This window comes from Zunongwangia sp. SCSIO 43204 (assembly GCF_019904275.1).
GTDB classification, from domain to species: Bacteria; Bacteroidota; Bacteroidia; order Flavobacteriales; family Flavobacteriaceae; genus Zunongwangia; species Zunongwangia mangrovi.
This window is the reverse complement of the sequence record NZ_CP063204.1, coordinates 4518984-4544308: the sequence shown is the minus strand read 5'-3', so window position 1 is coordinate 4544308 and position 25325 is coordinate 4518984. Positions and strand designations below refer to the sequence as shown.

Sequence of the window (25325 nt, the reverse complement as noted above, 5' to 3'; positions counted from 1 at the left end):
AATTGGTCACCGGATTGGTCTCGCTTTAACAAAATTTAACTTTTAACCATAGAAAATAAGAGTAATTATTTCGATTTGCTAGGGATTCTGAAAATATGGACTTATATTTATGTATAAAATTTTTAGACTAGCTATTGCTAACCGTTAATGATTCAATGAGTTATAAAACTTACTTTTATAGCTTATATTTTTGATGTCTGTTAAGCTGTAATATTTAATTTATAGCTCATGGCGTGGAACTGGCAGCTCAAAAATTGGCCTGGTTTTGAATTCAATTCGGAAGTTTTACTTCCTTTAAAAATGGTTTTTTACAAAAAGCGGGAATGTTCAGATACTCTGATATGGGTAAGGCAGCAATATATAATTTCTTATACTTTTGAATTAACTTATCCTTTAGTAAGGGCAGTAATGATTCTTGAAAAGAGGAAAACCTGAAGGCTTAATTTAGATATCAATTTAGAAAGTTGTTGCTTATTTTAAGGTGAGTGTTACTTAAGTTTTGAAATAGTCCATAAAATAAGGAAAAAACAAATTTTCTTTTGCGTTGCTTAAAGTAGGATTAATGTTTCTTAAGAGTAAAAAGAGCATTAGGATCTCTTTGTTTTTCACTTAATCTTGTGATAATTCCTTCCTCAATAAAATAATTTAAATGGTGAGAAATGGTGTTAATATGCGTATTACAAAAATTGGCTAAGTCCTCTTTTATTGATTTTTGATTTCTAAATAAATAGCCTAAAATTTTTCTTTGGGTTTGATTAAAGGAACTCGACTTATTTTGAATTTTCAAAACTACTTTATCGTGGATTGTTTTCGAATGTTCACTTATTTTATTTCTTAGGCTTAAATATACATTTCCATTTTCCTCTTTGTATTCGGGCAAAGGCAACATAGAATTTTCCATTGAGCTATAGATCCTGGAAACTCCTTCATTTAATTGACGCGCACATAACCCATATCCTCTTCTAATATTTTTGCTATGCGAGGATTTCTTTAATTCGGCCAGGGCAGGATCAGTTCAGCATTGTCCCTATTCTCATAACCCGAAGGTCACTGGTTCGAGTCCAGTTCCCGCTACTAGGAAAGACAAGGGTTTCAAGAAATTGAAACCCTTTTTTTATGGACTGGGTACAACATAGGTACAACATTTTTAGAAAGTGAAATTTAAATAGAAATAAATGTTAATTAACATTATTTGGGATCATGCCTAATTATTTGGTGCTATTCTAGTAGCTATTTGGAAAGAAAATTATTTTTTAAATCCACTTTCTGGTGGAGAAAAGAATATGGTTCATCGCCTAATCAAAATCATATATTCAGATTGTAAAACCAATTTTGAAATATGGAATTAATTAAGTGAGTTATATTGGTGAAAATCGTTCCTATTCGAAATAGATTCTCCAACCACCGCATTTAATTTTTGTGTCTTTTAAATCATAGCCTATATTCTTTCCTGAAAAATATAAATAATTACTTTCACATATAATTCTTTAAATCCCGTAAATTGAGAATTGTAAAAAGTTTCGCCATGATAAAAGAATTAGAAGAAGCCTACGGATTTATTTTTGAAAAGGAATTGATTAAAGAAATTGCTCATACCGGCGTATTAAAATTTGCAAAAGCTGGTGAGACAATTATGGATATTAATGATTACATAATTTCAATACCATTAATCCTAGAAGGAGCAATTAAAATTTTACGGGAGGATGATGATAGTAATGAGTTGCTTCTTTATTTTCTTGAACGGGGAGATACTTGTGCACTTACTCTTTCCTGTTGCCTTGGTCAGACAAGAAGTGAAATAAGGGCAATTGCAGAAAAAGATACTTCTTTTGTAATGGTGCCAATTTCAAAAATTGAAGAATGGACCGCCAAATTTAAAAGCTGGAGGAATTTCGTGTTTGAGAGTTATCAGTCTCGATTAACGGAAATGCTTGAAACTATTGATAACCTGGCTTTTATGAATATGGACCAGCGGTTACTGCATTATCTTCGGGACAAAGCTAAAATAAATCAATCTGAAGAACTCCAGGTTACTCATCAACAGATAGCTTACGATTTAAATACATCGCGTGTTGTGATTTCACGACTATTAAAAAAACTTGAAATAGAAGGAAAAATCCTTTTACACCGTAATTACATACAAGTTCAAGACTTATAATAGAGGCTTTGTAACTTTTGTTACTTTATCAGAACCATTTGCACCCTACATTCGCATTGAATTTAAAGCTTGGAAATGGAAGTAATAGATATTGTTGGTTATTTTGGTGCCCTTATTATTGGAGTAGTATTAGGTTTAATTGGCGGTGGCGGTTCAATTCTTACCGTACCCATTTTGGTTTATGTGTTAACTATTAATCCTGTTGTGGCAACTGCCTATTCTTTATTCATTGTAGGTGGGACTTCCCTGGTAGGTGCTTTTAAAAATATGCAGAAAAAACTGGTGGATTTTAAAACTGCCATTGTGTTTTCCATCCCTGCTTTTATCTCAGTATATCTCACCAGAAAATTTGTAGTACCAGCCATCCCAGATCATATTTTTACTCTTTTTGGTTTTGAGGTTACTAAAAATATTGGGATCATGCTATTTTTTGCCATTGTAATGATCGCGGCTTCAATCTCTATGATTCGGGAGAAAAAAACTAAAAATACTGAAAGCGACATTGATGCCGAACCTGAATTTAATTATCCTCTTATAATAATTGAAGGAATTGTAGTTGGTCTCCTTACGGGAATCGTTGGTGCCGGAGGTGGTTTTCTTATTATACCGGCACTCGTTTTACTAGCCAAACTCCCTATGAAAAAGGCTGTAGCGACTTCGCTGCTCATTATAGCGGTAAAATCTCTTATAGGATTTATTGGAGATATCCAGAACTTGGATATTGAATGGCCACTCTTATTGATTTTTACCGGAATTTCGGTAATAGGAATCTTTCTAGGTATCTACTTGAACCGCTTTATTGATGGTAAGAAATTAAAAAGAGCATTTGGATGGTTTGTTTTGATAATGGGAATCTACATTATTGGAAAAGAGATCATCTAATGGCTTGTAACTAATGTTACTGATAGGATTATACCATCTATTTATCTTTATAATCTAAAATTTAAAAATTATATTATGTTTTTTGAACACGTATATGATAAAACCCTCGCACAGGCCAGTTATGTAATTGGTTGCCAAAAGACAGGGGAATCTATAGTTATTGATCCGAAAAGGGATATTGATACCTATTTAGAAATTGCACAAAAAAACAACCTGAAAATCACTCACGTTGCTGAAACTCATATTCACGCCGATTTTCTTGCAGGAACCAGGGAATTGGCTCAGGTAACTGGTGCTAAAATGTACCTTTCGGATGAAGGTGGTCCCGAGTGGAGCTACGAATTTGACCATGAAGGCTTAAAACATGGAGACGAAATAAAAGTAGGCAACTTAAGCCTTGAGGTGATGCACACACCCGGCCATACCCCGGAAAGTATCACATTCATCTTGACTGATAATCCTGCGACAAAGGAACCTGTTATGGTTTTTACTGGTGATTTTGTTTTTGTGGGTGATATAGGGCGGCCTGACCTACTGGAAAAAGCTGCCGGATTAAAAGGAACCCAGGATAAAGGTGCCGAGCAGATGTATGATTCCATTAAAAAATTTAGCGAGCTTCCCGAATTTATTCAATTATGGCCAGGCCATGGAGCTGGATCAGCCTGCGGAAAATCTTTAGGAGCAGTACCCAGCTCGACTATTGGTTATGAACTCATTCGAAATTGGGCCTTTCAATATCCTAATGATAAGAAAGGGTTTACTTCCTACTTACTGGAAGGGCAACCTGAACCACCCAGGTATTTCGCAACAATGAAGAAATTAAATCGGGTAGATCGACCATTATTACCCGAAGTTCCCATTCATAAAAAACTTTCTGTAAGCGAATTTAAATCGGCTTATGAAGAAGGAATAAAAATTATTGATGCCAGGGATAAAGCAGCATTTGCTAAGGCCCACTTACCTGGAACGCTTCATATACAGGGTAATAATTCGTTTGCGACCTGGGCCGGATGGCTCGTTGATTATAATGAAGACTTTATCATTATTGCAGATGAATCGCAAATGGAAGACCTGACCAGGAAGCTGATGCGAATAGGACTTGATAATATAAAGGGCTTTATTTCTGAAATTGATGATTTGGGAATCACTTTGGAAGGAACCGAAATTATTTCATTCGAGGAGTTTAAATCCTATTTAGGAAATCCCGAGGTACAGGTTGTTGACGTTCGAGGTGCCTCTGAATACCAGGAAGGACATATTAAAGGTGCTGATAATGTTTTTGTAGGTACTTTACCTGATAACCTGGATAAAGTTTCCAAGGAGAAATTAAAATTGGTGCATTGTCAAAGTGGAGCCAGGGCTGCTATCGCGGCATCGGTTCTTCTGAGTAACGGCTTTAAAAATCTAAAAGTCTTTTCAGGAGGTATGGAGCAATGGAATGCTCAAGATGAACCTACCGAAAAAAAATAAAAATTTGAAAATGGAAAATTTAACAGGCGAGGAATGGAGAAAGCAGCTAAATGCTACATCTAAACCTCAAATTATTGATGTGCGTACCCAGGAAGAATACGAAAATGGGCATCTTAAAAATGCACTTCAGATTGATATTATGAAACAACAGGAATTTATGGAGAATTTAATAAATCTCGATAAAGATGTACCTTATTTTGTGTATTGTAGAAGCGGAAACCGTAGTGCCCAAGCTTGCAAAATAATGGAGATGCAAGGGATGAAAACCACTTACAACCTAAAAGGTGGCATAATGAATTGGGATGGGGATATTGAGAAATAATAGAAGTCAATTATTAAATGAAATTTTACTATAATTGGTTGGTTAAAGGAGAAAAAGGTTGTCTGTTAGGGCAGCCTTTTTCAGTTTAAAAGAATTTGTTTCAGATCAGAAATTGATTTTTTTAAGATTTAGTTTGTGACTTTTAATATTATTAAATTTTATAAGAACCGAATACTAACTAGCCTTTATCAAGTTAGGCATTCTAAATTTTATTATAAGTGAAGAAATAATGGTTAGGATACCTATTAAAAAAATAGCATATTCAACTCCGAATAGGTCGGCAGTTACTCCGGAAATTACCGCTCCGAAAGCGTATCCTAAATCTCTCCAAAGTCGAAAGGAGCCTATACTTTCGGCTCGTTGCTTTGGGCTTGTTGCCTGGGCAATAGTTGAAAGAAAAGTAGGATAAACCAATGCGGTTCCCAAACCAAGTATAGCAGAAATTGATGCTAAAACATAAAAATCACTACTAAAGGGAATAAATAAGATAGCGAAACCTTGCAACAACATTCCCCAAAATAGCATTTTTTTCTTTGAATAATGGTCAGACATTTTTCCGGTAAAAAGCTGTCCTATACCCCAAACACCTGGATAAATTGCGGTTATTATTCCAATGTTCTCATTGTTATAGTTCAGTGATAGTAATACTATTGGGAGTAAACCCCAGATCATACCGTCATTCAGATTATTAACCAGACCGGCCTGTGTCACCGAGCTCAAAGTTTTATTTTTGAAGGTGGTTTCTAAAAACACGTTTTCAAGTTGTGCTGTATTATTGGTTAAACTCTCCTTACGAACAAATTCCCGGGTATCTTTTACCCACAAAGCGGTTAGAATGAAACCTACAATGGAAATGAAAATACCAATATAAAAAGGATAAGGAGTTACTCCGTAATTGTTAGCAACAAATCCCGTTAAAAATGCCACGATACCAACCGCAAAATAACCTGCAAACTCGTTTAAGCCCATGGCTAACCCGCGATCTTTTTCACCCACAAGGTCAATTTTCATAACTACGGTACTACTCCAGGTGAAACCCTGGCTTATTCCCAATAGTACATTGGCTAAAATCACAGCATTCCAATTAGGTGCGAAAATGAGTATAAATGGCACAGGAATAGCAATTAGCCAACCAAATAGCAATAAATTTTTGCGGCCAAATTTATTTGCGAGTCTTCCCGTATAATAGTTGGCTATTGCTTTGGTAATACCAAATGCCGTAATGAACGATAGTATTGCTGTTTTTGAAGCTACCCCAAATTCCGATTCCGCAAATTGCGGAAAAATGGAACGTTCTATTCCAATCATTCCACCAACAAATGCATTTACAATTACTAATAGCGTAAACTGCTTCCAGTTTTCCCTCAATCCGAGATTTACAGCATTTGTCATTTCCTATTTTATTAAATACTAGAATTCCTAGTTACTTAATGAGGTAATTTGCTTCTAACAAGACCATATACAAAAGTTCCCAGTAGGGAGCCTCCAATAACTATTAAGATAGAATAAAAACCGGCTCCTGTTAGCACGTACATAGGACCGGGACAAGCACCGGCTAGCGCCCATCCTAGGCCGAAAACAATACCGCCTATGAGGTACCTGGGGACACTTTGCTTTTTAGGCTTCAACTGCATTTCCTGGTTTCCGAAAGCTTTGATGTTTTTCCGTTTAATAATTTGTACTCCAATAATTCCAAAGAACAAGGCAGAACCGATAATCCCATACATATGGAAAGATCCGAATTCAAACATTTCATATATCCTAAACCAGGAGGCAGCTTCGGATTTATACATGATTATTCCGAAGAATACTCCTACTACTAAATACGTTATATATTTCATCTTAATTAAAAATTAAAGGGTACAACAAATGAATCATAACCAGGCCACCGATAAAAAAGCCTATAACGGCAATAAGCGATGGTAATTGTAAATTACTTAATCCGGAAATGGCGTGGCCGGAAGTACATCCTCCTGCATATCGCGCTCCAAATCCTACCAGGAAACCTCCAATAATAAGAATACCAAGTACAAAAGGATCATTTAATTGATCTGAAGCAAATAATTCCGGAGGTAAATAGGCCTCGCCTGCACTATCTATCCCGTATTCCTGGGATAGTTTCTGAGCAATATCCGGATTGATCTCCACCGTGTTATTTGACATATAATGAGAGGCCAAAAAACCGCCTATCACAGCACCAATAACTACCATTAAATTCCAACGCTCTTTTTTCCAGTCAAACCTAAAAAAGTCTGCGGCTTTTCCTGCTCCACCGATGGAACACATGGTACGAAGGTTAGAGGACATTCCAAATTGTTTGCCAGCAAAGAGTAATATAAACATCACTAGGGCAATTAGGGGCCCGGAAACATACCAGGGCCAGGGTTCATAAATTAAATCCATGTTTTCTATTTTGATGCGAAAATCAGATTTATACTTATTTGCTACAGTAACAAAGGTTACAAAGTTTTATGAAAAAATGTTCCTCTGCATCAGATTTAAAATTGCGTATGTAATAATAGTTACAGTTAACAATTGTTATTTTATCTAAATTGAACTCCTAAATCTTTGAAATATTTAATAGAGAAAGGCATGAAGTCAAAATATCAAATACTCATAATTGGTGGAGGTACCGCTGGAATAATGACCGCAGCACAATTTCGGGAACTTGACAAAAGTTTAGAAATAGCTATTATAGAACCCGAAAAAATACATTATTATCAACCTGCATGGACCTTAGTTGGAGCCGGAACTTATGATTATGATAAGACAGGGAAACCAATGGGGGAAGTTATCCCTCCTGGTGTAACCTGGATAAAAGATAAAGCCACAGCTTTCGAACCGGAAGAAAATGCTGTAAATACAGCTTCAAACGGTAAAATTACCTACGATTATCTTGTGGTTGCGCCTGGACTAACCTATGATTTTTCCCTCGTTCCCGGTCTAGGAGAAGCCATAGATAAAGGAGTGGTTTGTAGCAATTATACAAATCCTAAGCATACCTGGGATGTTATTAAGAATTTTAAAGGGGGTACTGCGTTATTCACACAACCTACAACACCTATAAAGTGTGGTGGTGCTCCCCAAAAAATTATGTACCTGGCCGAGCATCACTTTAGAAAAAGTGGGGTTAAAAAGAAAACTGATATTGTATTTGCTACTGCCGGTACGGTAATTTTCGGCGTCAAAGAAATTGCCAAAACCCTAATGAATGTAGTGGATAGAAAGGATATCAATGTAAGGTTCGGTTATCAGCTTAAAAAGGTAGATGGGAAAAATCGGATAGCCTGGTATAAATTTGCAGACCATGAAAAGGAACATAATCATAAGGATGTAAAAACAGAAAAAGATGGTGAATTAATCGGAATACATTTTGATATGTTACATACGGCACCACCCTCTGTGGCACCTGAATTCATTCAGAATTCACCCCTAGTAAATCAAGATAAATGGTTGGACGTAAATCATCATTCTATGCAACATAACACTTTTAAGAATATATTTGGCCTGGGAGATGTTGCTGCATTACCTACTGCAAAGACCGGGGCAGCTATTAGAAAGCAGGTGCCTGTTGTAGTAGAGAATATTTTACACCTAATTAATAAGGAAAAAGCTGAAAACAAATCATATCAGGGTTATTCTTCCTGTCCTTTAGTAACCGATTATGGTAAAATGGTCTTGGCTGAATTTGATTATGATAACAATTTTACGCCCGATCCAAAACTGAAACAAATGTTTATAAACGATTCTTCCAGAGAACATTGGCGTTTATGGATGCTAAAAAAATATGGGCTACCTTACCTTTATTGGAATAAGATGTTAAAGGGGAAAGATGTTTAATTAATATTGATAATTATGAAAGCAAATATGGGCACTTTGGATAAGTCAATTAGGATATTAATAGCCGTTGGTATTATAATTCTGTATTTTACAGACACAATTTCCGGTATGCTCGGAATCATTTTACTTGTTCTTGCGGGGGTTTTTGTTCTTACCAGCCTGGTAAGTTTTTGCCCGCTTTACCCTATATTGGGAATTAATACTTGCAAGAAGAAGTACTAATAAGTATGATCATTGCCTTCTTTGGTATTCCAAGATCTTTTGAATAATTGCATATAAGTAAGAGACAATGCCGCACTAAAGGAAAATCCCATTAAAGCAACAGTAAAAATTGCTATTCCAGGATTAGTATGGTAGTCATTTTCCCATATTGGGATAAGATCTTTCAAAAACTCAGGATTCAAATTAGTAATATAAAGAGCAAAGAAACCGGTGTAAATTAAAGTGGTGATAACCCCGCATCTAAAAAGAGCCCAAATACCTTTCTTATAATTGAAATGGTTTAAATTTTCAGTTTTATATTTCTTTATGAGCAACCACATTCCTGCCGCCATAATAGGTAAATTCAGAAGACCAAAAACGGGGTTCTGATGAAGATTAAATACAGATAAAATCAAAAAGTAAGCAATTAAAATAATAGCACTAAGTGCTCCATATACAAAAGGATAAGGTGATTTTTTCATAATGCTATTTTTATTAATTTTATTCGGCAATTTAACAATTAAAGGCTACTTATCCAATGGTAATTCGATAACGCACCTTTTAATAAAAGATAAAAATGAAAGATTTTTGGAATGAACGCTATAGCGATTCAGCATTTGTATATGGTAAACAACCCAATGCCTTTTTAAAAGAAAGCCTTGAGATATTTTCACCCGGAAAAATATTGTTTCCCGCTGAAGGCGAAGGAAGAAATGCAGTTTATTCAGCAAAAAAGGCTTGGGAGGTTTCTGCCTTTGACATAAGTGAAGAAGGCAGGAAAAAAGCATTAACTCTCGCGAAAGAGCAACAGGTTGAAATCACCTATGAAATTAAGGATTTTTTAGAAATTTCTTACCCTACGTCATACTTCGATGTCATTGCACTTATTTATGCCCATTTTCCTAAAGAAATTAGATTAGAATATTTCCAGAAATTTGATAAAATTCTTAAACCTGATGGTGTGATTATTTTTGAGGCTTTCAGTGAAAGCCATCTGGAATATCAAAAGCTTAATCCATCAGTAGGTGGCCCTAAAGACCGGAAGATGCTTTTTAGCCTTCAGGAACTTAAGGATTATTTACCTGGTTATCATTTTAAGCAATTGGAGGAGCAGGAGGTTAGTCTTAATGAAGGGAAATATCATATAGGGCGAGGAAGTGTTATTAGGTGTATCGCTTTTAAATCAGAGGCGGTGTAACATAGGTTACATTCAATTTGCAATTCACTTTTTATATTTGGAATGTGAAAAAAAGTAGTTACATAGCTTTATTTTTTGTTTGGATTTTTTCTTTCCATTTTGCGGCAGGTCAGGCTTCAATGTTAAACTATTTACCAGGTAATACTAACGTTACTTTTGTAAAAGAATCCTGTAATTTAAAAAAGAAGACTGATGGTGATTTTCCAAGAAATATTATTCAAATTGACCAGGAGTCTTCACTGCTAATAAGCCTTACAGGTTTTTGTAATTCTTTTTTTTCGTTTGAAGTACAGGATGAGCTCGTTCATGTCAGAGAACCAAACTTCAAATCATTTTTTTCTCCCAGGTCTGATTTATCATACATTTACCTTAATAAACTTTCCCCACCTCCAAAATTTTCCTGATTATATTTTACTCTTTATTGCCAATTGCAGAATAAAGTCTTTATCAGAAATATGTTGTTTTTCATACATTGAATTTTTATTCAGTTACTGGTTTTTAATTTGTAAATAATACAGATAGGAAATAGAAGCTTTTCAAACAGCTTATTCTTTGATTTCAATCTATATCTAATAGTAAGATGTCGAAGAAATCTTTATTCAATTCTCATTAATTTAAATTATTAAGCGTAAGTAAATTACGCAATATGTGGTGGGTTGGTTATTCTTAATAACTACCGCTGCTCAATATTATATTATTATGAAAAAAGGAACAAAAAAAAATATTATAGAAATTGTTGTTATAGGTGGTATTCTTGGGGTTTTAGTCTTCACCGGTCTTCATACCGAGGTAATAGGTTTCGTACAAAGGGGAATTCTTCAAACAGGCATAATGAATCCCGATGTATCCAGGGAAGAAGCGGCAGTGGGTATGGTAAAAGAACAAGATCCAAATGCCGATTTTAGTATGACTCTTGTAAATTCAAAGGGAGAAGAATTGCCCATGAAAGAATTAAAGGGGAAGGTAATATTTATGAATTTCTGGGCAACCTGGTGTCCTCCTTGTGTAGCAGAGATGCCCGGAATAAACCAATTATATAAGGACTTGGAGAATGATAAGGATATTGCGTTTATTATGCTTTCACTGGACAAAGACTTTCAAAAAGCCATTGATTTTAACAAGAGAAAGGGATTTGATTTTGAAGTTTATCGTGCCAAAAGTATTCCTCCAATGTATGCAACACAAAGTATTCCAACCACCTACGTAGTTGACGCCAATGGAAAACTTGTATTGTCCCATTTAGGAATGGGGGATTATGATACCGATGAATTTAGGGCATTCCTAAATGATGCAAAATAAATTTAAGTTTTTCAATTAAGAACTAAAAGATTTAAGGCAATGAACAGAAAAGTGAGTTGGCTATTATTAATGTTATTGTTATCGGTTGTTCCCGGCTTTTCGCAAATGATGGAAGCTCCTGAATGGACTGCGACCACCGATCCAGATGATTTTGAAAAAGGAGATGAAGTGGTATTGCAACTGTCTGCTGAAATTCCCGAAGACTGGTATATGTATTCCAATGATTTTGATGCCGACTTGGGACCTATGCTAACAGAATTTACCTTTAAAGAAAACAATTCTTACGAACTAATAGGCGAGGTTCATCCGGTTGGTCAGAAGAAAAAATTTGATGAGCTCTGGGGAGGGGAGTATACCTACTTTACCAAGACAGCAAGATTTGAACAAAAAATTAAAATTTTGGCCGGACAACCTGAAATTAAAGCTGAGGTTAGTTATCAAATTTGCTCTGATGTAAATGGACAGTGTATTCCTTTTGAAACTGAAGTTGCATTGAATCCGAAAGAAATTGCACAAAATAATTCGGTCGTTAAAAAGGATGAAAAAAGCAACCAGAGTGAAGGAGATATACAAGTTAAGAAGCTTGAAGCTTTTACCAATAAATTTAAGACTGAGGAGCAGGAGGATGACCTGGCTTCTCTAGCGGTGTTTTTCCTAATCTCTTTTGGGGCTGGTCTAGCCGCTTTAGTAACTCCATGCGTGTTTCCAATGATCCCTATGACGGTTACTTACTTTACAAAAAGCTCAGGAGGTCGTAAAAAAGGTGTTTTTAATGCTTTGCTCTATGGACTCTCTATCGTAGCAATCTATACTATTATCGGCACTGTTTTTTCTCTAATTTTTGGAGCGGGTTTTGCTAATTTTCTAAGTACGCACTGGATACCCAATCTTTTCTTTTTTACAATATTCTTGTTGTTCGCACTCTCGTTTTTTGGATTATTCGAAATAAGGTTGCCCAATAAAATGGTTAATAACATAGACAGCCAGGCCAATAGAGGGGGCTTGCTGGGCATCTTTTTCATGGCTTTTACATTGGTACTGGTTGGCTTTAGTTGTACCGGACCAATTGCCGGCACTATTCTTTTACAGGCCGCCAGCGGGGAAGCTATTAAACCTCTGGTGGGGATGCTTGGTTTTTCAATAGCTTTTGCCATTCCTTTTACACTTTTTGCAATTTTCCCGGGCTGGTTAAAATCGCTTCCAAAAAGTGGTGGATGGTTGAACACCGTGAAGGTTATTCTTGGTTTTCTGGAATTGGCCCTGGCTTTAAAATTTTTGAGTATTGTAGATCAGGTTTACCATTGGAAATTGTTAGACCGAGAAATTTACCTGGCACTATGGATTGTTATTTTTACATTATTAGGATTTTATCTATTAGGCAAATTGGTTTTTCCTCACGAAACCAAGAAAGAGCATACCACTGCATTTAGGATGATTGGGTCGGTATTGGTTTTTAGCTTTGTACTCTACCTAATCCCCGGATTATTTGGAGCTCCATTAAAATCTTTGGCAGGTTATCTTCCTCCACTGTCCACTCAGGATTTTAATATAGTGGATAATCAAGGAGGTATCGAGAGTGAAAGGCAACAACTGGCTGGATGTGATCAACCGAAGTATGATGATTTATTGGAATTACCTCATGGATTACAAGGATATTTTGATTATGACCAGGCTTTAGAATGCGCCAGGAAAGAAGATAAGCCCATTTTTATAGACTTTACAGGTCACGGATGCGTCAATTGTCGCGAAATGGAAGCCACCGTTTGGAGCGATCCCGAAGTACTTAAGATTCTTAAGGAAGATTATATTGTAGTGGCCCTTTATGTTGATGAGAAAATGGAATTGCCAAAGAAGGACTGGTATATATCTGCCTATGATCAAAAGCTTAAGAAAAGTATGGGCGAACAAAATATGGATTTCCTTATCCAAAAACTAAATGCCAATGCTCAACCCTATTATACTTTGGTTGGGCGAGATGGTAACTTGTTAGCAGCACCAAAAGGATATGATCTTAATGTAGACAATTTTATTTCATTCCTGGAAGAAGGGACAAAATTTTATAAAAATAATGACTTTGGAAATGAGCAACCTATTTAGGTGCTACATAACTGGACATTAGCTTTAGAATTCAGGGCTGTTTTTTAGGCAGAAGCGCTGGTTTTTAATTAAATTATAACAAATTTAAACCTAATTTAGTTTCATTACCAATGAATATTTGAAACGATTCTTTTCCTAGATTGGAATTACTACATTAGACCGGACACTAAGTTGAGAGAATATTTTTGCTAGTTATTACCTTAGCAATTATGAGAAGAAAATCTAAACATTACACCTTAGAATTTAAACAAAAAGCAGTCGAGTTAAGTTATGCTAAAGGCAATGTAAAACAAGTATGTGAAGACTTGGATATATTTCCATCTGTACTTTACCGTTGGCGTAGAGAGTTAAAAGATTACGGTAACAACAGTTTCCCTGGCCGTGGTAATCCTAAAATGACCGATGAAGAAAAAGAGATAGCCCGATTAAAAAAGGCATTAAAAGAAGCCGAGTTAGAACGAGACATCTTAAAAAAGGCCATCAGCATCTTCTCCGCGAGCGACAAGAAAAATACAGGTTTATAAAACAACACCTTATGAGATTTCCTGTCGAGACGATGTGTAAAATATTGAAAGTAAGCAAAAGTGGCTATTACCATTGGTTACAATCGGGACCAAGTAAATTATGGTTAGAAAATCAAAAGGTAACTGGGCTTATTAAATCTATATTTAAAGATAGCTTTCAAAGCTATGGTTCACCTAGAATAAAAACAGAACTAGAGACATTAGGCTATAAAATATCAAAGCCTAGAGTTGCACGTATTATGAGTGCTAATTATTTGTTTGCAAAACGAAAACGTAAGTTTAAAGCAACCACATATAGTCAACATAATTACCCCATAGCTCCTAATTTATTAAACCAAAACTTTGAAGTAAGCCGACAGGATCAAGTTTGGGTAAGCGATATAACCTATATCAAAACCAAACAGGGCTGGTTATACCTTACTGTCATTATTGATTTGTTTAACCGCAAAGTTGTTGGATGGGCTCTAAGCGATAATCTAAGTACAGAAGACACTATTATTAAGGCTTGGCATATGGCTATAAAGAAAACTACTTTAACCCAGTCTTTAATTTTTCATTCCGACCGAGGTATACAATATGCCAGCCATAAGTTTACCTCATTAATTAAAAGTTACAATGGCTTAGTAAACCAATCTATGAGCAGAAAAGGTAATTGCTGGGATAATGCCATTGCTGAATCGTTCTTTAAATCATTAAAGGTAGAATGGGTTTATAGGCACAATTATAAGTTGAGATCTGAAGCGGAGTTATCCATCTTTGGATGGATAGAAACTTGGTATAATAATAGAAGAAGACATTCCTTTTTAGGAAATAGAACTATAAGAGAATTTGAATTAGACATGTATAACCTTAAACTAGCAGCGTAGTCATTCAACTATTTGTCCAGTTTTTTGTTGCAAGTCCATTCATCTTCATATCTTGTGGAGAGGAGCGCAAGTCAGATACAGATGTACCCGGAAGAGATGAGACTACAAAAACAGATGTACTGGAAACCGGAGCTGCAGCCCTTCAGAAAAAAGGTCCATTTGATCCTATGAATATTTATCTGGTAGGTTTTCATCCCATGAAGGAAGAGCCGTCACATCAAATGGAGGCACATCACTTTTGTACTCAAATTAATGAGGATTTTGCACAATGTGCATTATTTGATGGAAATACGGAAGATGCTAAACTTACCGGCATAGAATATATTATATCTGAAAGAATATTTGATACATTACCTGAGGAAGAAAAAAAATACTGGCACCCTCATAACTATGAAATTCTTTCTGGACAATTAGTTGCACCAGGTTTGCCAGCTGTTGCCGATAAAGAACTGATGGAAAGTAAAATGAATAGTTATGGTAAGACCTGGCATGTTTGGAGTACTGGCAATGCAGACGGAGATGGCGATAAAATTCCTCTGGGAGATCCAAAGTTGGCATGGTCTTTCAATAGGGACGGTGAGGCAAAACCAGGATTAGTAGAAAAGCGTGACAACGAAATGGATATTGATAGTAGGGAAAAACGCCAAGAGAGAAAGGATCTTATTCCACTAGCGAAACCACAGGAAGGTGTAGATGCCTTGAAAGGTGAATTTCCACGCGAAACGCAAGAAATACCAGGGGTGCAAAGTAAAAAAGATTCCAATCTCTGATTTTGTGAACCAATCAACGAGTTAAAATTTCAAATACGATTCAATAATTAGATTGGGTTACGAAGTAGAATCAAGGAACGATTGGAGTGATTATCAATATCGAAAAGGTAATCAACCAGATTTTTTAAGAATTCATAGAGAATGTACATTTTGAAAATTGTTGCTATTGTAACATTTGTCACAGTAAGAATAGTTGTCTTATATTATCTTCGAAAGATCTAAAACGTGGTTTTTGAATAATTTCAAAAAGAATAGTGAAGATATTTTATATGTAGTATTACAGTTTATATTATTCATTATTTATGTGTTCGAATATGAAAAATGGGAATTTGAAGTTCCCTATTTTATAAAGGTTATATCTATTCTTACAGGTGTTTTTGGAATTCTCGTATCAATACTTTCCTTGCTCCAGTTGGGTAGAAATTTTTCCCCCTTTCCTTCTCCAAAAAGTCGGGCAGATTTAAAAATATCTGGGGTATATCATTATGTAAGGCATCCAATGTACACTGGAGAACTTTTAATAGCTTTTTCTTTCAGTATTTTCGTTGGTTCTGGATTGAAAATCTTTATAAGTTTTTTATTGGCTGGGTTGTTTTTCCTAAAAAGTAAATACGAAGAAGGGATATTGATCCAAAAATTTTCTAATTATTATAAGTACAAGAAAAAAACAGGAAGGTTTCTGCCCAAATGATTTTAAAATATGGAATAATATTATTGAAAGATCAAAGGTTTAATCAAGAATAATTCAAAAACTAGCTTTAGGTTAGTTGTATGAGTACAAATTTTGTGAAATGGAAAATTTAGATTATGCCCGCCTTCAAATGGCATTTACCCTCGGGTTCCACATTATTTTTGCCTGTATCGGGATGGTAATGCCTTTTTTTATGGTTGTGGCACACCACAAATGGCTAAAAACCCGAAATCCTATTTATTTAAGACTTACAAAAGCCTGGTTAAAAGGGGTAGCGATCTTTTTTGTTACAGGAGCGGTTTCAGGAACAGCCCTCTCTTTTGAATTGGGGATGCTCTGGCCCGAGTTTATGAAACACGCCGGCCCCATTATCGGGATGCCATTTTCACTTGAGGGTGCCGCGTTTTTTGTTGAAGCCATTGCACTTGGGTTTTACCTCTATGGCTGGAAGCGTTTACCCGAAAAATTTCACTGGTTTACCGGAATAATCATTGGGGTTGCGGGGGTAGCCTCGGGAATTCTTGTAGTATCGGCAAATGGCTGGATGAACGCGCCTTCAGGATTTGAATATATTAATGGGGAATTCACCAATATAGATCCTGTTCAGGCTTTGTTAAATCCGGCCTGGCTTACCCAGGCATTGCATATGACCTTGGCTGCTTTTGTAGCCACGAGTTTTGGGGTTGCGGGAATTCATGCTTTCCAGATTTTCCGCGGAAGAAATATAGAACTTCATACCAAAGCTTTTAAAATTGCCGTGATTTTTGGTGCGGTAACCGCTTTTCTACAACCTATAAGTGGTGATCTTTCCGCTAAAGATGTCGCCGAGCGACAACCCGTTAAACTTGCCGCGATGGAGGCGCATTTTGAAACCGAAAAAGGGGCGCCACTTTATATCGGTGGAATTGTAGATGAAGAAACCAAAACGGTTTCCAATAAAATAGAAATTCCTAAGGCACTGTCTTTTCTGGCTTTTGGCGATTTTGATGCGGAAGTAAAAGGTCTCAACGATTTTCACGATGATGAACTACCGCCGGTGGCAATTGTGCATTACGCCTTTCAAATTATGGTGGGAATAGGGACTTTATTGATGCTTGCCGGGTTGATTTATTTTATAAGTTTAAAGAAGAAAAGCTGGTTGAAAAACAAATATTACTGGCTGTTGTTTATCATAATTGCTCCACTTGGTTTTGTAGCTATTGAAGCCGGCTGGGTAGTAACCGAAGTTGGTCGGCAGCCCTGGATAATTCACCAGATTATGCGTACCGAAGATGCCGTAACACCAATGCCGGGAATGAAATACAGCTTTTTCTTTTACTTGTTTTTATACACCATATTGGCAATCACCGTAACCTGGCTAATGAACCGTCAAATTAAAAGTTTAAATCAACAGCCTGAGGACACTTCCTCCGGTGACAATAAAACCGACGATTAGTTATGCTGTACGTTGTATTATTTTTTCTGTTATTTTCTTTGTTGCTATATGTGCTTCTGGGTGGAGCCGATTTTGGAGCGGGAATTGTAGAGTTATTTTCTTCCGCCAGGAATAGAGAAACCACAAAGGACACTATTTATAGGGTAATGGGACCAATTTGGGAGGCTAACCATATTTGGTTAATTATTATGCTGGTAATTTTATGGGTAGCTTTTCCGGGATTTTTCCACGTAATGGTAGTTTATCTCCATATTCCATTAACTCTGGTTTTACTGGGGATAACGATTCGGGGTGTGGCTTTTGTTTTTAGGCACTACGATGCGGTAGTTGATAAATCGCAGGTGTGGTATAATCGTTTATTCAGAATTGGGAGTTTTGTAACACCCGTTTTTCTCGGAATCTCTTTTGCGGCCCTGGTAGGAGGCCAAATTACGCTTACAGAAGATTACACTACTACGGGGTTTTATGAACTTTTTGTGCAAAACTGGTTGAATGTTTTTAGCTTACTTGTAGGGCTATTTTATGCGGCACTTTGTGCATTTCTCGCGGCTACGCTTTTAATTGGCGAAGCCGATGGGGATGCCAGAAAATTATATAGCAGGCGCTCGGCAATTTTTACGATCGTTTTGGTAGTCCTGGGATTCATTTTACTGGTTTATGGCTATTTTAATGAAATTGAGTTTGTGAAGGATTTTTTACATAATCCAATTTCTTTAATTTGTGTAGGTCTTTCAGGAATTCTGCTTATTCCACTTTGGAGGTTCATTAAAAAAGAATATCGGATTGCTAGCAGGTATATGGCGGGGTTTCAGGTGGTGTTAATCCTTTTTGCAGCATTATATGCACATTTTCCGTATATTATAATCACTAAAGAAAAAGAATTGAGTTTACTGGAAGGGATTGCTACGCCTTCTTCCATTAGTAACCTGGCGATTATGTTACTTATTGGCGGCGCGGTTATTTTGCCCGGTTTATTTCATTTAATGAAATCTTTTAATATGATTAAAGTTTTAGAAAAGCCAGATAATATAGACGAAAATGAATATAGTTAAATACCTTTGGGTGGAAATCTATCAGAATAGAAAGTTTGAAAAGTAGATGGTGGAAGTATCCGAAACCTTCACTTAATTTCATTGATGATCTGGAACTTGACCCTGAAGGATATTTTATAGACATTGATGGTAGAGAATTCCATTTTGTAACTCATTAACTGAAACGGAATTTTCAACATATTTCAGTGCTCAATATTATTTTTAAACTACCATTGCACCGTATCCAAAGCGCCGTATAGGTAAAAATGAAGAAGTAATTTGTTATACTTTTTAAGATTTTCACTTTAAATAATTCTGGTAAAACATTTGAATCAAAGAATCCACCGATATATAATATTGGTTAAAATTATTCGTTGATCAATTTAACTTTCCCCATGTTTTTAGGTCTTGAAATATGTTCTGATTCGCGAAGTTTTTTAATGACAAATTTACTTAATTGTAAGTCCTCCTTTTTAATATTTTTTACCCCTCTGAAATACATCGTAGCGATGAAGGCCGTTCAACATGCCACTGTGAGTCACGATTTTGTACTTTTTATGTAGCTCCAGGCCTTTACCGTTAACTTTCACCTCACCTATGCGGTTACCGGAAGGTTGAGAATAATCCAACATATAACTGATTCCACTGCTTTGTAACAGGCCTCCCACTACCTCTTGTTTTTCACCGGGTTTTTGATTAGTGTCAGTTTGTTCTAATATCGATTTTATCTGTTTACCAGTTAAATTTAGCCTAACTATTTTAGAGGGGTGGGGGAGTAGTCTGTAAATGTCTTCGGAGGTCACTGTCCCATTTAGGGAGATACCATAACCTACCCCGGGCAAAAATGCGATTTCAGCATTGAAATGTTCACGCAAAAGATTTCCGATAAGTTTTTCACAAGGACTTTCAGATTTATATTGTCTGCCAATCGTCTCTTTTGCAACTGTAATTTTTTCTTCCAGCTCCTCCAAATGTGGTTTTCTCAATGATGTAATTAGTGATTGCATCTTGGAATCAGCTTGGTGTTTGTCAGTCCATAGAAGATGTGATTTTGCATGGGCGTATTGTAATTTATGATTATGTAAATGTAGCTTAACCTCTCCTATTACAGCAGCATCTGAAAGGGCTTGAACCAGGTAGGTGCCATTGATTTTTTCCGGACCAGAAATGATATCATGACTGTGCCCACCAATAATTAAATCGATATCATCAAATTTTTTAGCCGTTATACGATCTACTGCAGTTCCTTGGTGTGACAGGATAATTATTATATCTGTTTTTGCTGATAACAGCGGTAGATGTTTTTTAAGTACCTTATCTCCCGGTACAAAATTCAAACCTTGCATATTAGCTTTATTTCCTGTGAGTAAAGAATTATGATAGCCTAAAGCGATTATACCTAATTTTATTCCGCTTATCTCTTTAATTAAAAAAGGATGGTCAAGAAATGTTTTTCCGGTTTCTTTATCGATAATATTTGCACCTCCAAAAGCGAATCCTGCCAGTGTCTGCAGTTCCTTTGTTCGTTGGCGACCATAGTCAAAATCGTGGTTTCCCAAGGCCATAAAATCGTATTCCAAAAGTTTCATCATTTGTATAATCGCTGCCCCGCGAGTTATATTGGCCAATTGGTCGTCGCCAAAGGTATCCCCAGCATCCAACAATAAGACATTTTCTTTTCCCTCGTTCTTCCTAATTTCTTTGATGGTATTTGCCATTATGGCCATTCCCCAATTTTAGCTTTTCCAAGGAAATTGATTAGCACTTCCCGCTGGACATCTCCGGTTTGGGAAGTTGCATTATGAGTATTGGTCTTAAATGGCAGATAATTTCCATGAATATCATTGGTGTAAAGAATCGTAATTTGATGTTCTTTCCTGTTTTGTGATAGCAGGGAAAATGTGGTAAAAAAACAGGAGTACTATTTTATAAATTAATTTTTCCTTCATCGCTCGCTGGTAAATAAAACACCCTTCAGAAATTTTATTTCTGAAGGGTGTACAATTATTATTTAAATTCATAATCAGTTCCCGGGACGGTGGAAAAGGATTTCTCACCCAACACTTCGCAATAGGCACGGCCTTCCAGTTTTGGAGCGACCGGGGAATGTTTTTGTAGGTATTCTTCAACCACTTCGTGGATGGTATAATCTTTTACTTCCACGTCTTTTACATTGGGCATTCGGCATAAATTATCAAGGGGGTCACCGGGGCGAACACAGGCAGAAATGGTATAATATTCATCATCTTGCATTTCTTCACCATTTACCTTCACTGATTTTATACGCTGGCCTTTTTCGTTTTTAGAATTAAAATCTACTTCCATTCCCGAAAACCTAACCAGCCAACCCCCGAAGCGTTCGGTGGGGTTTTGAGCGAAAGCGTTATGCATTTCCTTTTCTAGCCAATCTTTAATTTGCTTCCCACTGGCTTTCCCAGTTTTTATTTTCTCATTTACCGGGAGTAAATTCCATAGATTGGCACGGGTAATGGGCGCCGGCTCACCATTTTCGGGCACTATGGGGTTGCCAAATCGAAATCCGTTAGAGATAGAGATATCGGCACCGGTCTTCCAACGGGCAGCGTTGGTGATCATATTGTCCATTGGGTTTTCTACGGTGAGGTAACGATATAAAGGTGTTTCTGTATAACCCACCACAGTTTCCAAATGCTCTTTGTAAGGAGCTTTTGCTTTTTTTACGAGTGCTGCGATCTTGGGATCAGCCGGATATTTTTTAGGATTAACATCCATGAGTTCATATTCTTCATCCACAATTTCACCGTCTTCAAAATAGAGGTTCAATTTGCCCACGAAAGAGCCAAACGCGCCGGGCTCGGTAACTTTGGCATATTTCCCTTCAATTGGTTGTCTCACCCGTTCGTGGGTATCGTTTCCAAAGATATAATCCACTTCCTTGGCAATAGGGCTATTGGCCAGTTCTACCTGTTTGAAAATCCCAAAATGGGTGACCAGGAAAAGCGCATCTACCTTTTCCTCTTTCTTTACTTTGTCAATAAGGTCAGCTACACCGTCATCAAGTCCGCTAAAGGCGATGCCTTCGCTAAAGATAGGGTTTTGTCGGACCGGCACATCGGGATCGTTGATACCGATAAAACCGAGTTTTACCCCTTCTATCTCTTTGGTCCAGTAGGGTGGGAAGAGCTCTTCTTTTCCTTCCTCGTGAAACATATTCTGAACGATTACCGGTGTCTCAAAACCCTTTAAGACGTTCATCATAGTTTCCTTACCGTAAACCACTTCCCAATTTCCTGGCACCAGTAGGTCGTAGTCCATTTCTTTAATAATATCAGGAAAGATCTTTCCTTCAGAAAGCGCGGCATAACCACTGCCCTGAATGAGGTCGCCCCCATCCAGGATCACGGTATTGGGGTTTTTGGTCCTTTCTTCTTCAAAGAGGGTCTGGATATGGGCGAGCCCGCCACGCTGTTTAAAAACGATTTCTTCGTTCTCCCAAAACAGTTCGGGATGAGAATCGAGTTGGCCGTGGATATCGGCGGTTTGTAAAATGGTAATTTTGACCCTGTCACTATTATTATCCTGATCATCTTCGGTTTTGTCCTTGGCTTCCGCATTTTTGCAGGAGTTCAATACCACCGGGAGGAGTATAATTAATATCAGGGTGGCAGTTGTTTTTATATTTTTATTTAAAATCATAGATAGGTTTTAAAATTTTAAACCTGCAAGGTTTTTTTGTCCTCGCAGGAAAGTTCTCCTTTTTAAAGTTCAATACTGAAATATCCCTTTTTCTGAAGCTGGAAATTATGGAGTATTCCATTTTCCACGATGTCCATTTCCGAAGGGATTTCCTGAGGGTCCACCCCAAATTTATTGAGGGAAAAACCACAGGCCTTTAGTGAAACACCGGTTTTTTGGGCCCGGTCTATAAATTTTTTCATAGCTACTTTATCGCTCAATCCTTTGACGGTCTGTCCGCAAACGATCACCTGGAAATCACCAAAATTATTTCCATCTTCAGTTTTGAGTTCTTCCGCTGTAATCAAAATGGGTTGGAGCTGTGGGATTTTCTTGGTCAATACCACGTAGTTGTTCTTATCCGGATTATGACGTTGAGCCTGCGTGTTTATGGAAAAAAGTATTGTCAAAGTTGTTAAAATAAAAAGTATCTTTTTCATGGTTTAAATTTTTAAGGGCTGAATCAGCCGTTATTTATTGTTTGTTTTTTTGAGAAATCGTTTAGTATAAAGAATAGGAGGCCCCCTGAAATGGCAATATTTTTAAAGAGTGGCCCCAGGGTGGTAATTTGCCCAACCTGAACGGTAAGGGTAATCGGGATAAGTACTGCAAGTAAAATGGCAGCCACCCAACGGGTTTTAAAACCAATGAGAAGTCCGAAACCGGCAATTAGCATGACAATACCTGAAAGCATAACCAGCAGTTCCGGATTTCCAAAGAAATAGGCCACACCTTTAAAACTGGCTTGGTCAATACGGTTTACCGTTTTTTCTACATTGAGCAGATGATTGAAACTGGCCACCAGGAATATCCCGCTGAGCATGATCCGCAATACCTGGATGGAGCGGGCGCTCACTAAAATTTTAGTTTTCATTTTATATTTAGGATTAGTGAAAAATAATCTTTTCCGAAGGTTCTCCGGAAACTGTGTCTATTGATTATATCACTAAAGCTTTTGGGGGCGGGTAATTTTTAGAGAAATAAGTAGAGATTACTGCCGGATTTATATAACTATAATCCTGAAAAGTAGGTTTTTTTATAGTTTCTTGCCATCGCGTTGTTAGCAAATAGAAAGGAGTATTGCAAAGTAAATCGGTACTAAGGATCACAACAGAAGAACTTTCGGTTAATGAATGTTCCTCTGAGTTTTTGGCATTTTGTTTTTTACATAGGGGATTTACAAGGACAATACCATCAGCCTCCAAAATGCTTCCGAGCAATTTAGTGTCTAAAACCAGAGATTTTCCAAAGAAAATCAGGCTTAATAGAATAGCTATGTAGATTTTAAAGTTCATATTAGAGTTCAAATATAACAGGGAAAATTTACTTTTTGTGTGACTAATGTTACATAGAAATAAAGCCTTTGGTAACCTATGTTACTGTAGGCAATACCAAATTTCTGGAGTTTTGCAGTAAATCCTGAAATCTAATCTTTTGAAAGTTAAATTTAATTTAATAGCTGTTTTCTTATTCTTTAGTATCCATTCATATGCGCAGCATGATGCTCCTTTTCTCAAATCTAAAGATGATTTTCAACTTAAAGATGTTTTTAAAGAAGCCCATTTTCACGGTCATATCCGTAATTATTTTATGAATACTATTAACCGGGGCGACCTAAAGGATTACTATGCGAATGCTACGGGAGGGGCCCTGGGTTTTACTACTGGAAATTTCAAAGGTTTTGAAATTGGGGTCAAGGGTATCTTCACCTTTAGGACCTTTGGAAATGACCTTGGGGTACACGATGCCATTACAGGTAAAAACGCCAAATGGGAATATGAATTATTTGATGTTTTGAACAAGGGAAACTTTAAAGACCTGGATAGGCTGGAAGAACTCTTTATAAGGTACCGGTTTGGAGCGTCTTACCTAACTTATGGTAAAATCGCAACGGAATATACCCGTTTGCTCAATAGTAGTGATGGGAGGATGAAACCTTTTGCTCATAGGGGCGGTTGGGCACATTTAGATTTCAATAGTCCGCATCAACTTGATTTGGGTTGGATCAATGGGGTTTCTCCAAGGGCTACAACGGAATGGTTTTCTATGGAAGAAGCCATAGGACTGTTTTATAACGGCTTTCAACCCAATGGAGAAGAAGCAGAGTACCATGAAAATTACCATTCTTCGGGTCTGGCTGTATTAAATTATCAATTTAATAAGGAAAATTTCTCGGTCAATATTTATGATTTTTATTTGGACAAACTGACCAATACTATATGGACTGAAGCTCATTATTCCATTAAGAATTTTGATATCGGGGTACAATACGTTTATCAAAATCCATTTCAGTACTCAGAAGACTTGTCTTATGAACATCGCTACGTGCAACCTGATGAAAATGGCCAGGTGTTAAGTTCGCAATTAAGTTGGAGCAATACAAAATGGGATTTTGCTTTTGCCTATACACACGCTTTTGATACCGGAAGGTTTCTGTTTCCTAAGGAACTAGGTCGGGACCATTTTTTTACTTCGATACCCAGATCCAGGTTGGAAGGCCTTGGAAATGCGAATGTTTACACCTTAAAAGCAGAGTATCACATGCCTTTACCGGACTTCTATTTAGGCGTGGCCATACAACAATTGGAAGGTCCGGAAACCGGTAATTTTGAATTTAATAAATATAATGTGGATGAGTCCTTTCAAGTCAATAGCCACCTTCGGTTTGTTGCACACGAGTTCTTTGAGGGGCTTTCATTTGACTTGTTATGGGTTTACCGGCAAAATCAGAATTACACCAATGCTCAAAGTATATTCAATAAAAGCAATTTCAATCAGATAAACTTCGTGACGAATTTTAATTTTTAATTATTAAAGTACTGACACC

The 25325-nt window shown here is 36.8% G+C and carries 25 protein-coding genes; 15 read left to right on the top strand and 10 right to left on the bottom strand.

Features of this window, described 5'->3' with window-relative positions; all coding sequences use genetic code 11:
- Positions 1–559: 559 nt before the first annotated feature.
- Entirely contained in the window at positions 560–901 is a 342-nt protein-coding gene (locus tag INR75_RS20095; RefSeq protein WP_223090229.1) for a hypothetical protein, read from the bottom strand.
- Positions 902–1525: 624 nt separating this feature from the next.
- Between INR75_RS20095 and INR75_RS20090 the strand changes: the two genes are divergently transcribed.
- From INR75_RS20090 to INR75_RS20075, 4 genes are all read left to right on the top strand, one after another.
- Complete coding sequence (locus tag INR75_RS20090; protein WP_223090228.1) at positions 1526–2158, top strand: Crp/Fnr family transcriptional regulator; 633 nt, start codon at positions 1526–1528, stop codon at positions 2156–2158.
- A 75-nt stretch (positions 2159–2233) separates the two neighbouring features.
- Positions 2234–3040, top strand: coding sequence for a sulfite exporter TauE/SafE family protein (locus INR75_RS20085; RefSeq protein WP_223090227.1), 807 nt, complete (start codon positions 2234–2236; stop codon positions 3038–3040).
- 75 nt (positions 3041–3115) lie between these two features.
- Positions 3116–4510: a rhodanese-like domain-containing protein gene (locus tag INR75_RS20080; protein ID WP_223090226.1), complete on the top strand. Its 1395-nt coding sequence runs from the start codon at positions 3116–3118 to the stop codon at positions 4508–4510.
- 10 nt (positions 4511–4520) lie between these two features.
- Complete coding sequence (locus INR75_RS20075; RefSeq protein WP_223090225.1) at positions 4521–4832, top strand: rhodanese-like domain-containing protein; 312 nt, start codon at positions 4521–4523, stop codon at positions 4830–4832.
- Positions 4833–5006: 174 nt separating this feature from the next.
- Here the strand turns inward: INR75_RS20075 and INR75_RS20070 are convergent, their stop codons facing one another.
- From INR75_RS20070 to INR75_RS20060, 3 genes are read right to left on the bottom strand one after another with little or no spacing between them, the layout of a single operon-like run.
- Positions 5007–6224, bottom strand: a complete 1218-nt coding sequence (locus tag INR75_RS20070) for an MFS transporter (RefSeq protein ID WP_223090224.1) — start codon at positions 6222–6224, stop codon at positions 5007–5009.
- A 35-nt stretch (positions 6225–6259) separates the two neighbouring features.
- Positions 6260–6673 carry a DUF6691 family protein gene (locus tag INR75_RS20065; RefSeq protein ID WP_223090223.1) on the bottom strand — a complete coding sequence of 138 codons (414 nt, stop codon included), beginning with the start codon at positions 6671–6673 and terminating at the stop codon, positions 6260–6262.
- 1 nt (position 6674) lies between these two features.
- Positions 6675–7235: a YeeE/YedE family protein gene (locus tag INR75_RS20060; RefSeq protein WP_223090222.1), complete on the bottom strand. Its 561-nt coding sequence runs from the start codon at positions 7233–7235 to the stop codon at positions 6675–6677.
- A 189-nt stretch (positions 7236–7424) separates the two neighbouring features.
- On the opposite strand from INR75_RS20060, the gene INR75_RS20055 reads away from it, so the two are divergent.
- The gene (locus tag INR75_RS20055; RefSeq protein ID WP_223090221.1) at positions 7425–8672 is read left to right on the top strand and encodes an FAD/NAD(P)-binding oxidoreductase; all 1248 of its coding nucleotides are present in this window, start codon (positions 7425–7427) and stop codon (positions 8670–8672) included.
- 15 nt (positions 8673–8687) lie between these two features.
- Positions 8688–8894, top strand: a complete 207-nt coding sequence (locus tag INR75_RS20050; RefSeq protein ID WP_223090220.1) for a DUF2892 domain-containing protein — start codon at positions 8688–8690, stop codon at positions 8892–8894.
- Here INR75_RS20050 and INR75_RS20045 read toward each other — a convergent pair.
- Complete coding sequence (locus INR75_RS20045; RefSeq protein WP_223090219.1) at positions 8891–9355, bottom strand: DUF4199 domain-containing protein; 465 nt, start codon at positions 9353–9355, stop codon at positions 8891–8893. The genes INR75_RS20050 and INR75_RS20045 overlap by 4 nt on opposite strands.
- A 95-nt stretch (positions 9356–9450) precedes the next feature.
- On the opposite strand from INR75_RS20045, the gene INR75_RS20040 reads away from it, so the two are divergent.
- The 8 genes from INR75_RS20040 (at position 9451) to INR75_RS20005 (ending at position 18805) form a co-directional block, all read left to right on the top strand.
- Entirely contained in the window at positions 9451–10071 is a 621-nt protein-coding gene (locus INR75_RS20040; RefSeq protein ID WP_223090218.1) for a bifunctional 2-polyprenyl-6-hydroxyphenol methylase/3-demethylubiquinol 3-O-methyltransferase UbiG, read from the top strand.
- A 699-nt stretch (positions 10072–10770) separates the two neighbouring features.
- Complete coding sequence (locus INR75_RS20035; protein ID WP_223090217.1) at positions 10771–11370, top strand: TlpA disulfide reductase family protein; 600 nt, start codon at positions 10771–10773, stop codon at positions 11368–11370.
- A gap of 39 nt (positions 11371–11409) precedes the next feature.
- Positions 11410–13467, top strand: coding sequence for a protein-disulfide reductase DsbD (locus INR75_RS20030; protein WP_223090216.1), 2058 nt, complete (start codon positions 11410–11412; stop codon positions 13465–13467).
- 185 nt (positions 13468–13652) lie between these two features.
- A protein-coding gene (locus INR75_RS20025; protein ID WP_086026153.1) for an IS3 family transposase occupies positions 13653–14857 on the top strand; the annotation gives its coding sequence in 2 pieces (ribosomal slippage) (positions 13653–13932 and positions 13932–14857; 1206 coding nt in all).
- Positions 14858–15024: 167 nt separating this feature from the next.
- Positions 15025–15627, top strand: a complete 603-nt coding sequence (locus INR75_RS20020; RefSeq protein WP_223090215.1) for an OBAP family protein — start codon at positions 15025–15027, stop codon at positions 15625–15627.
- A 232-nt stretch (positions 15628–15859) separates the two neighbouring features.
- Positions 15860–16318: an isoprenylcysteine carboxylmethyltransferase family protein gene (locus INR75_RS20015; RefSeq protein ID WP_223090214.1), complete on the top strand. Its 459-nt coding sequence runs from the start codon at positions 15860–15862 to the stop codon at positions 16316–16318.
- A gap of 100 nt (positions 16319–16418) precedes the next feature.
- On the top strand, positions 16419–17753 hold the full coding sequence (locus tag INR75_RS20010; RefSeq protein ID WP_223090213.1) for a cytochrome ubiquinol oxidase subunit I: 1335 nt from the start codon (positions 16419–16421) through the stop codon (positions 17751–17753).
- A 2-nt stretch (positions 17754–17755) separates the two neighbouring features.
- A complete protein-coding gene (locus INR75_RS20005; RefSeq protein ID WP_223090212.1) occupies positions 17756–18805 on the top strand; it encodes a cytochrome d ubiquinol oxidase subunit II in 1050 nt (349 codons plus the stop codon).
- Between the two features lie 452 nt (positions 18806–19257).
- Here INR75_RS20005 and INR75_RS20000 read toward each other — a convergent pair whose 3' ends face one another.
- The 5 genes from INR75_RS20000 to INR75_RS19980 form a co-directional block, all read right to left on the bottom strand.
- A complete protein-coding gene (locus INR75_RS20000; RefSeq protein WP_223090211.1) occupies positions 19258–20511 on the bottom strand; it encodes a bifunctional UDP-sugar hydrolase/5'-nucleotidase in 1254 nt (417 codons plus the stop codon).
- Between the two features lie 280 nt (positions 20512–20791).
- A complete protein-coding gene (locus INR75_RS19995; RefSeq protein ID WP_223090210.1) occupies positions 20792–22459 on the bottom strand; it encodes a bifunctional UDP-sugar hydrolase/5'-nucleotidase in 1668 nt (555 codons plus the stop codon).
- A gap of 62 nt (positions 22460–22521) precedes the next feature.
- On the bottom strand, positions 22522–22938 hold the full coding sequence (locus INR75_RS19990) for a DsrE family protein (RefSeq protein ID WP_223090209.1): 417 nt from the start codon (positions 22936–22938) through the stop codon (positions 22522–22524).
- A gap of 23 nt (positions 22939–22961) precedes the next feature.
- Positions 22962–23372, bottom strand: a complete 411-nt coding sequence (locus INR75_RS19985) for a DoxX family protein (RefSeq protein ID WP_223090208.1) — start codon at positions 23370–23372, stop codon at positions 22962–22964.
- 64 nt (positions 23373–23436) lie between these two features.
- Positions 23437–23793 (bottom strand): hypothetical protein, encoded by a 357-nt coding sequence (locus INR75_RS19980; protein WP_223090207.1) that lies wholly within the window; start codon positions 23791–23793, stop codon positions 23437–23439.
- A 139-nt stretch (positions 23794–23932) separates the two neighbouring features.
- Between INR75_RS19980 and INR75_RS19975 the strand changes: the two genes are divergently transcribed.
- Positions 23933–25306: a hypothetical protein gene (locus INR75_RS19975; RefSeq protein WP_223090206.1), complete on the top strand. Its 1374-nt coding sequence runs from the start codon at positions 23933–23935 to the stop codon at positions 25304–25306.
- Positions 25307–25325 lie beyond the last annotated feature (19 nt).

What these genes read in the sequence shown, in the direction of transcription:
- INR75_RS20095 (WP_223090229.1), bottom strand. Translation starts at nt 901, where the DNA reads ATGGAAAATTCTATGTTGCCTTTGCCCGAATACAAAGAGGAAAATGGA.
- INR75_RS20090 (WP_223090228.1), top strand. Translation starts at nt 1,526, where the DNA reads ATGATAAAAGAATTAGAAGAAGCCTACGGATTTATTTTTGAAAAGGAA.
- INR75_RS20085 (WP_223090227.1), top strand. Translation starts at nt 2,234, where the DNA reads ATGGAAGTAATAGATATTGTTGGTTATTTTGGTGCCCTTATTATTGGA.
- INR75_RS20080 (WP_223090226.1), top strand. Translation starts at nt 3,116, where the DNA reads ATGTTTTTTGAACACGTATATGATAAAACCCTCGCACAGGCCAGTTAT.
- INR75_RS20075 (WP_223090225.1), top strand. Translation starts at nt 4,521, where the DNA reads ATGGAAAATTTAACAGGCGAGGAATGGAGAAAGCAGCTAAATGCTACA.
- INR75_RS20070 (WP_223090224.1), bottom strand. Translation starts at nt 6,224, where the DNA reads ATGACAAATGCTGTAAATCTCGGATTGAGGGAAAACTGGAAGCAGTTT.
- INR75_RS20065 (WP_223090223.1), bottom strand. Translation starts at nt 6,673, where the DNA reads ATGAAATATATAACGTATTTAGTAGTAGGAGTATTCTTCGGAATAATC.
- INR75_RS20060 (WP_223090222.1), bottom strand. Translation starts at nt 7,235, where the DNA reads ATGGATTTAATTTATGAACCCTGGCCCTGGTATGTTTCCGGGCCCCTA.
- INR75_RS20055 (WP_223090221.1), top strand. Translation starts at nt 7,425, where the DNA reads ATGAAGTCAAAATATCAAATACTCATAATTGGTGGAGGTACCGCTGGA.
- INR75_RS20050 (WP_223090220.1), top strand. Translation starts at nt 8,688, where the DNA reads ATGAAAGCAAATATGGGCACTTTGGATAAGTCAATTAGGATATTAATA.
- INR75_RS20045 (WP_223090219.1), bottom strand. Translation starts at nt 9,355, where the DNA reads ATGAAAAAATCACCTTATCCTTTTGTATATGGAGCACTTAGTGCTATT.
- INR75_RS20040 (WP_223090218.1), top strand. Translation starts at nt 9,451, where the DNA reads ATGAAAGATTTTTGGAATGAACGCTATAGCGATTCAGCATTTGTATAT.
- INR75_RS20035 (WP_223090217.1), top strand. Translation starts at nt 10,771, where the DNA reads ATGAAAAAAGGAACAAAAAAAAATATTATAGAAATTGTTGTTATAGGT.
- INR75_RS20030 (WP_223090216.1), top strand. Translation starts at nt 11,410, where the DNA reads ATGAACAGAAAAGTGAGTTGGCTATTATTAATGTTATTGTTATCGGTT.
- INR75_RS20020 (WP_223090215.1), top strand. Translation starts at nt 15,025, where the DNA reads ATGAATATTTATCTGGTAGGTTTTCATCCCATGAAGGAAGAGCCGTCA.
- INR75_RS20010 (WP_223090213.1), top strand. Translation starts at nt 16,419, where the DNA reads ATGGAAAATTTAGATTATGCCCGCCTTCAAATGGCATTTACCCTCGGG.
- INR75_RS20005 (WP_223090212.1), top strand. Translation starts at nt 17,756, where the DNA reads ATGCTGTACGTTGTATTATTTTTTCTGTTATTTTCTTTGTTGCTATAT.
- INR75_RS20000 (WP_223090211.1), bottom strand. Translation starts at nt 20,511, where the DNA reads ATGGCCATAATGGCAAATACCATCAAAGAAATTAGGAAGAACGAGGGA.
- INR75_RS19995 (WP_223090210.1), bottom strand. Translation starts at nt 22,459, where the DNA reads ATGATTTTAAATAAAAATATAAAAACAACTGCCACCCTGATATTAATT.
- INR75_RS19990 (WP_223090209.1), bottom strand. Translation starts at nt 22,938, where the DNA reads ATGAAAAAGATACTTTTTATTTTAACAACTTTGACAATACTTTTTTCC.
- INR75_RS19985 (WP_223090208.1), bottom strand. Translation starts at nt 23,372, where the DNA reads ATGAAAACTAAAATTTTAGTGAGCGCCCGCTCCATCCAGGTATTGCGG.
- INR75_RS19980 (WP_223090207.1), bottom strand. Translation starts at nt 23,793, where the DNA reads ATGAACTTTAAAATCTACATAGCTATTCTATTAAGCCTGATTTTCTTT.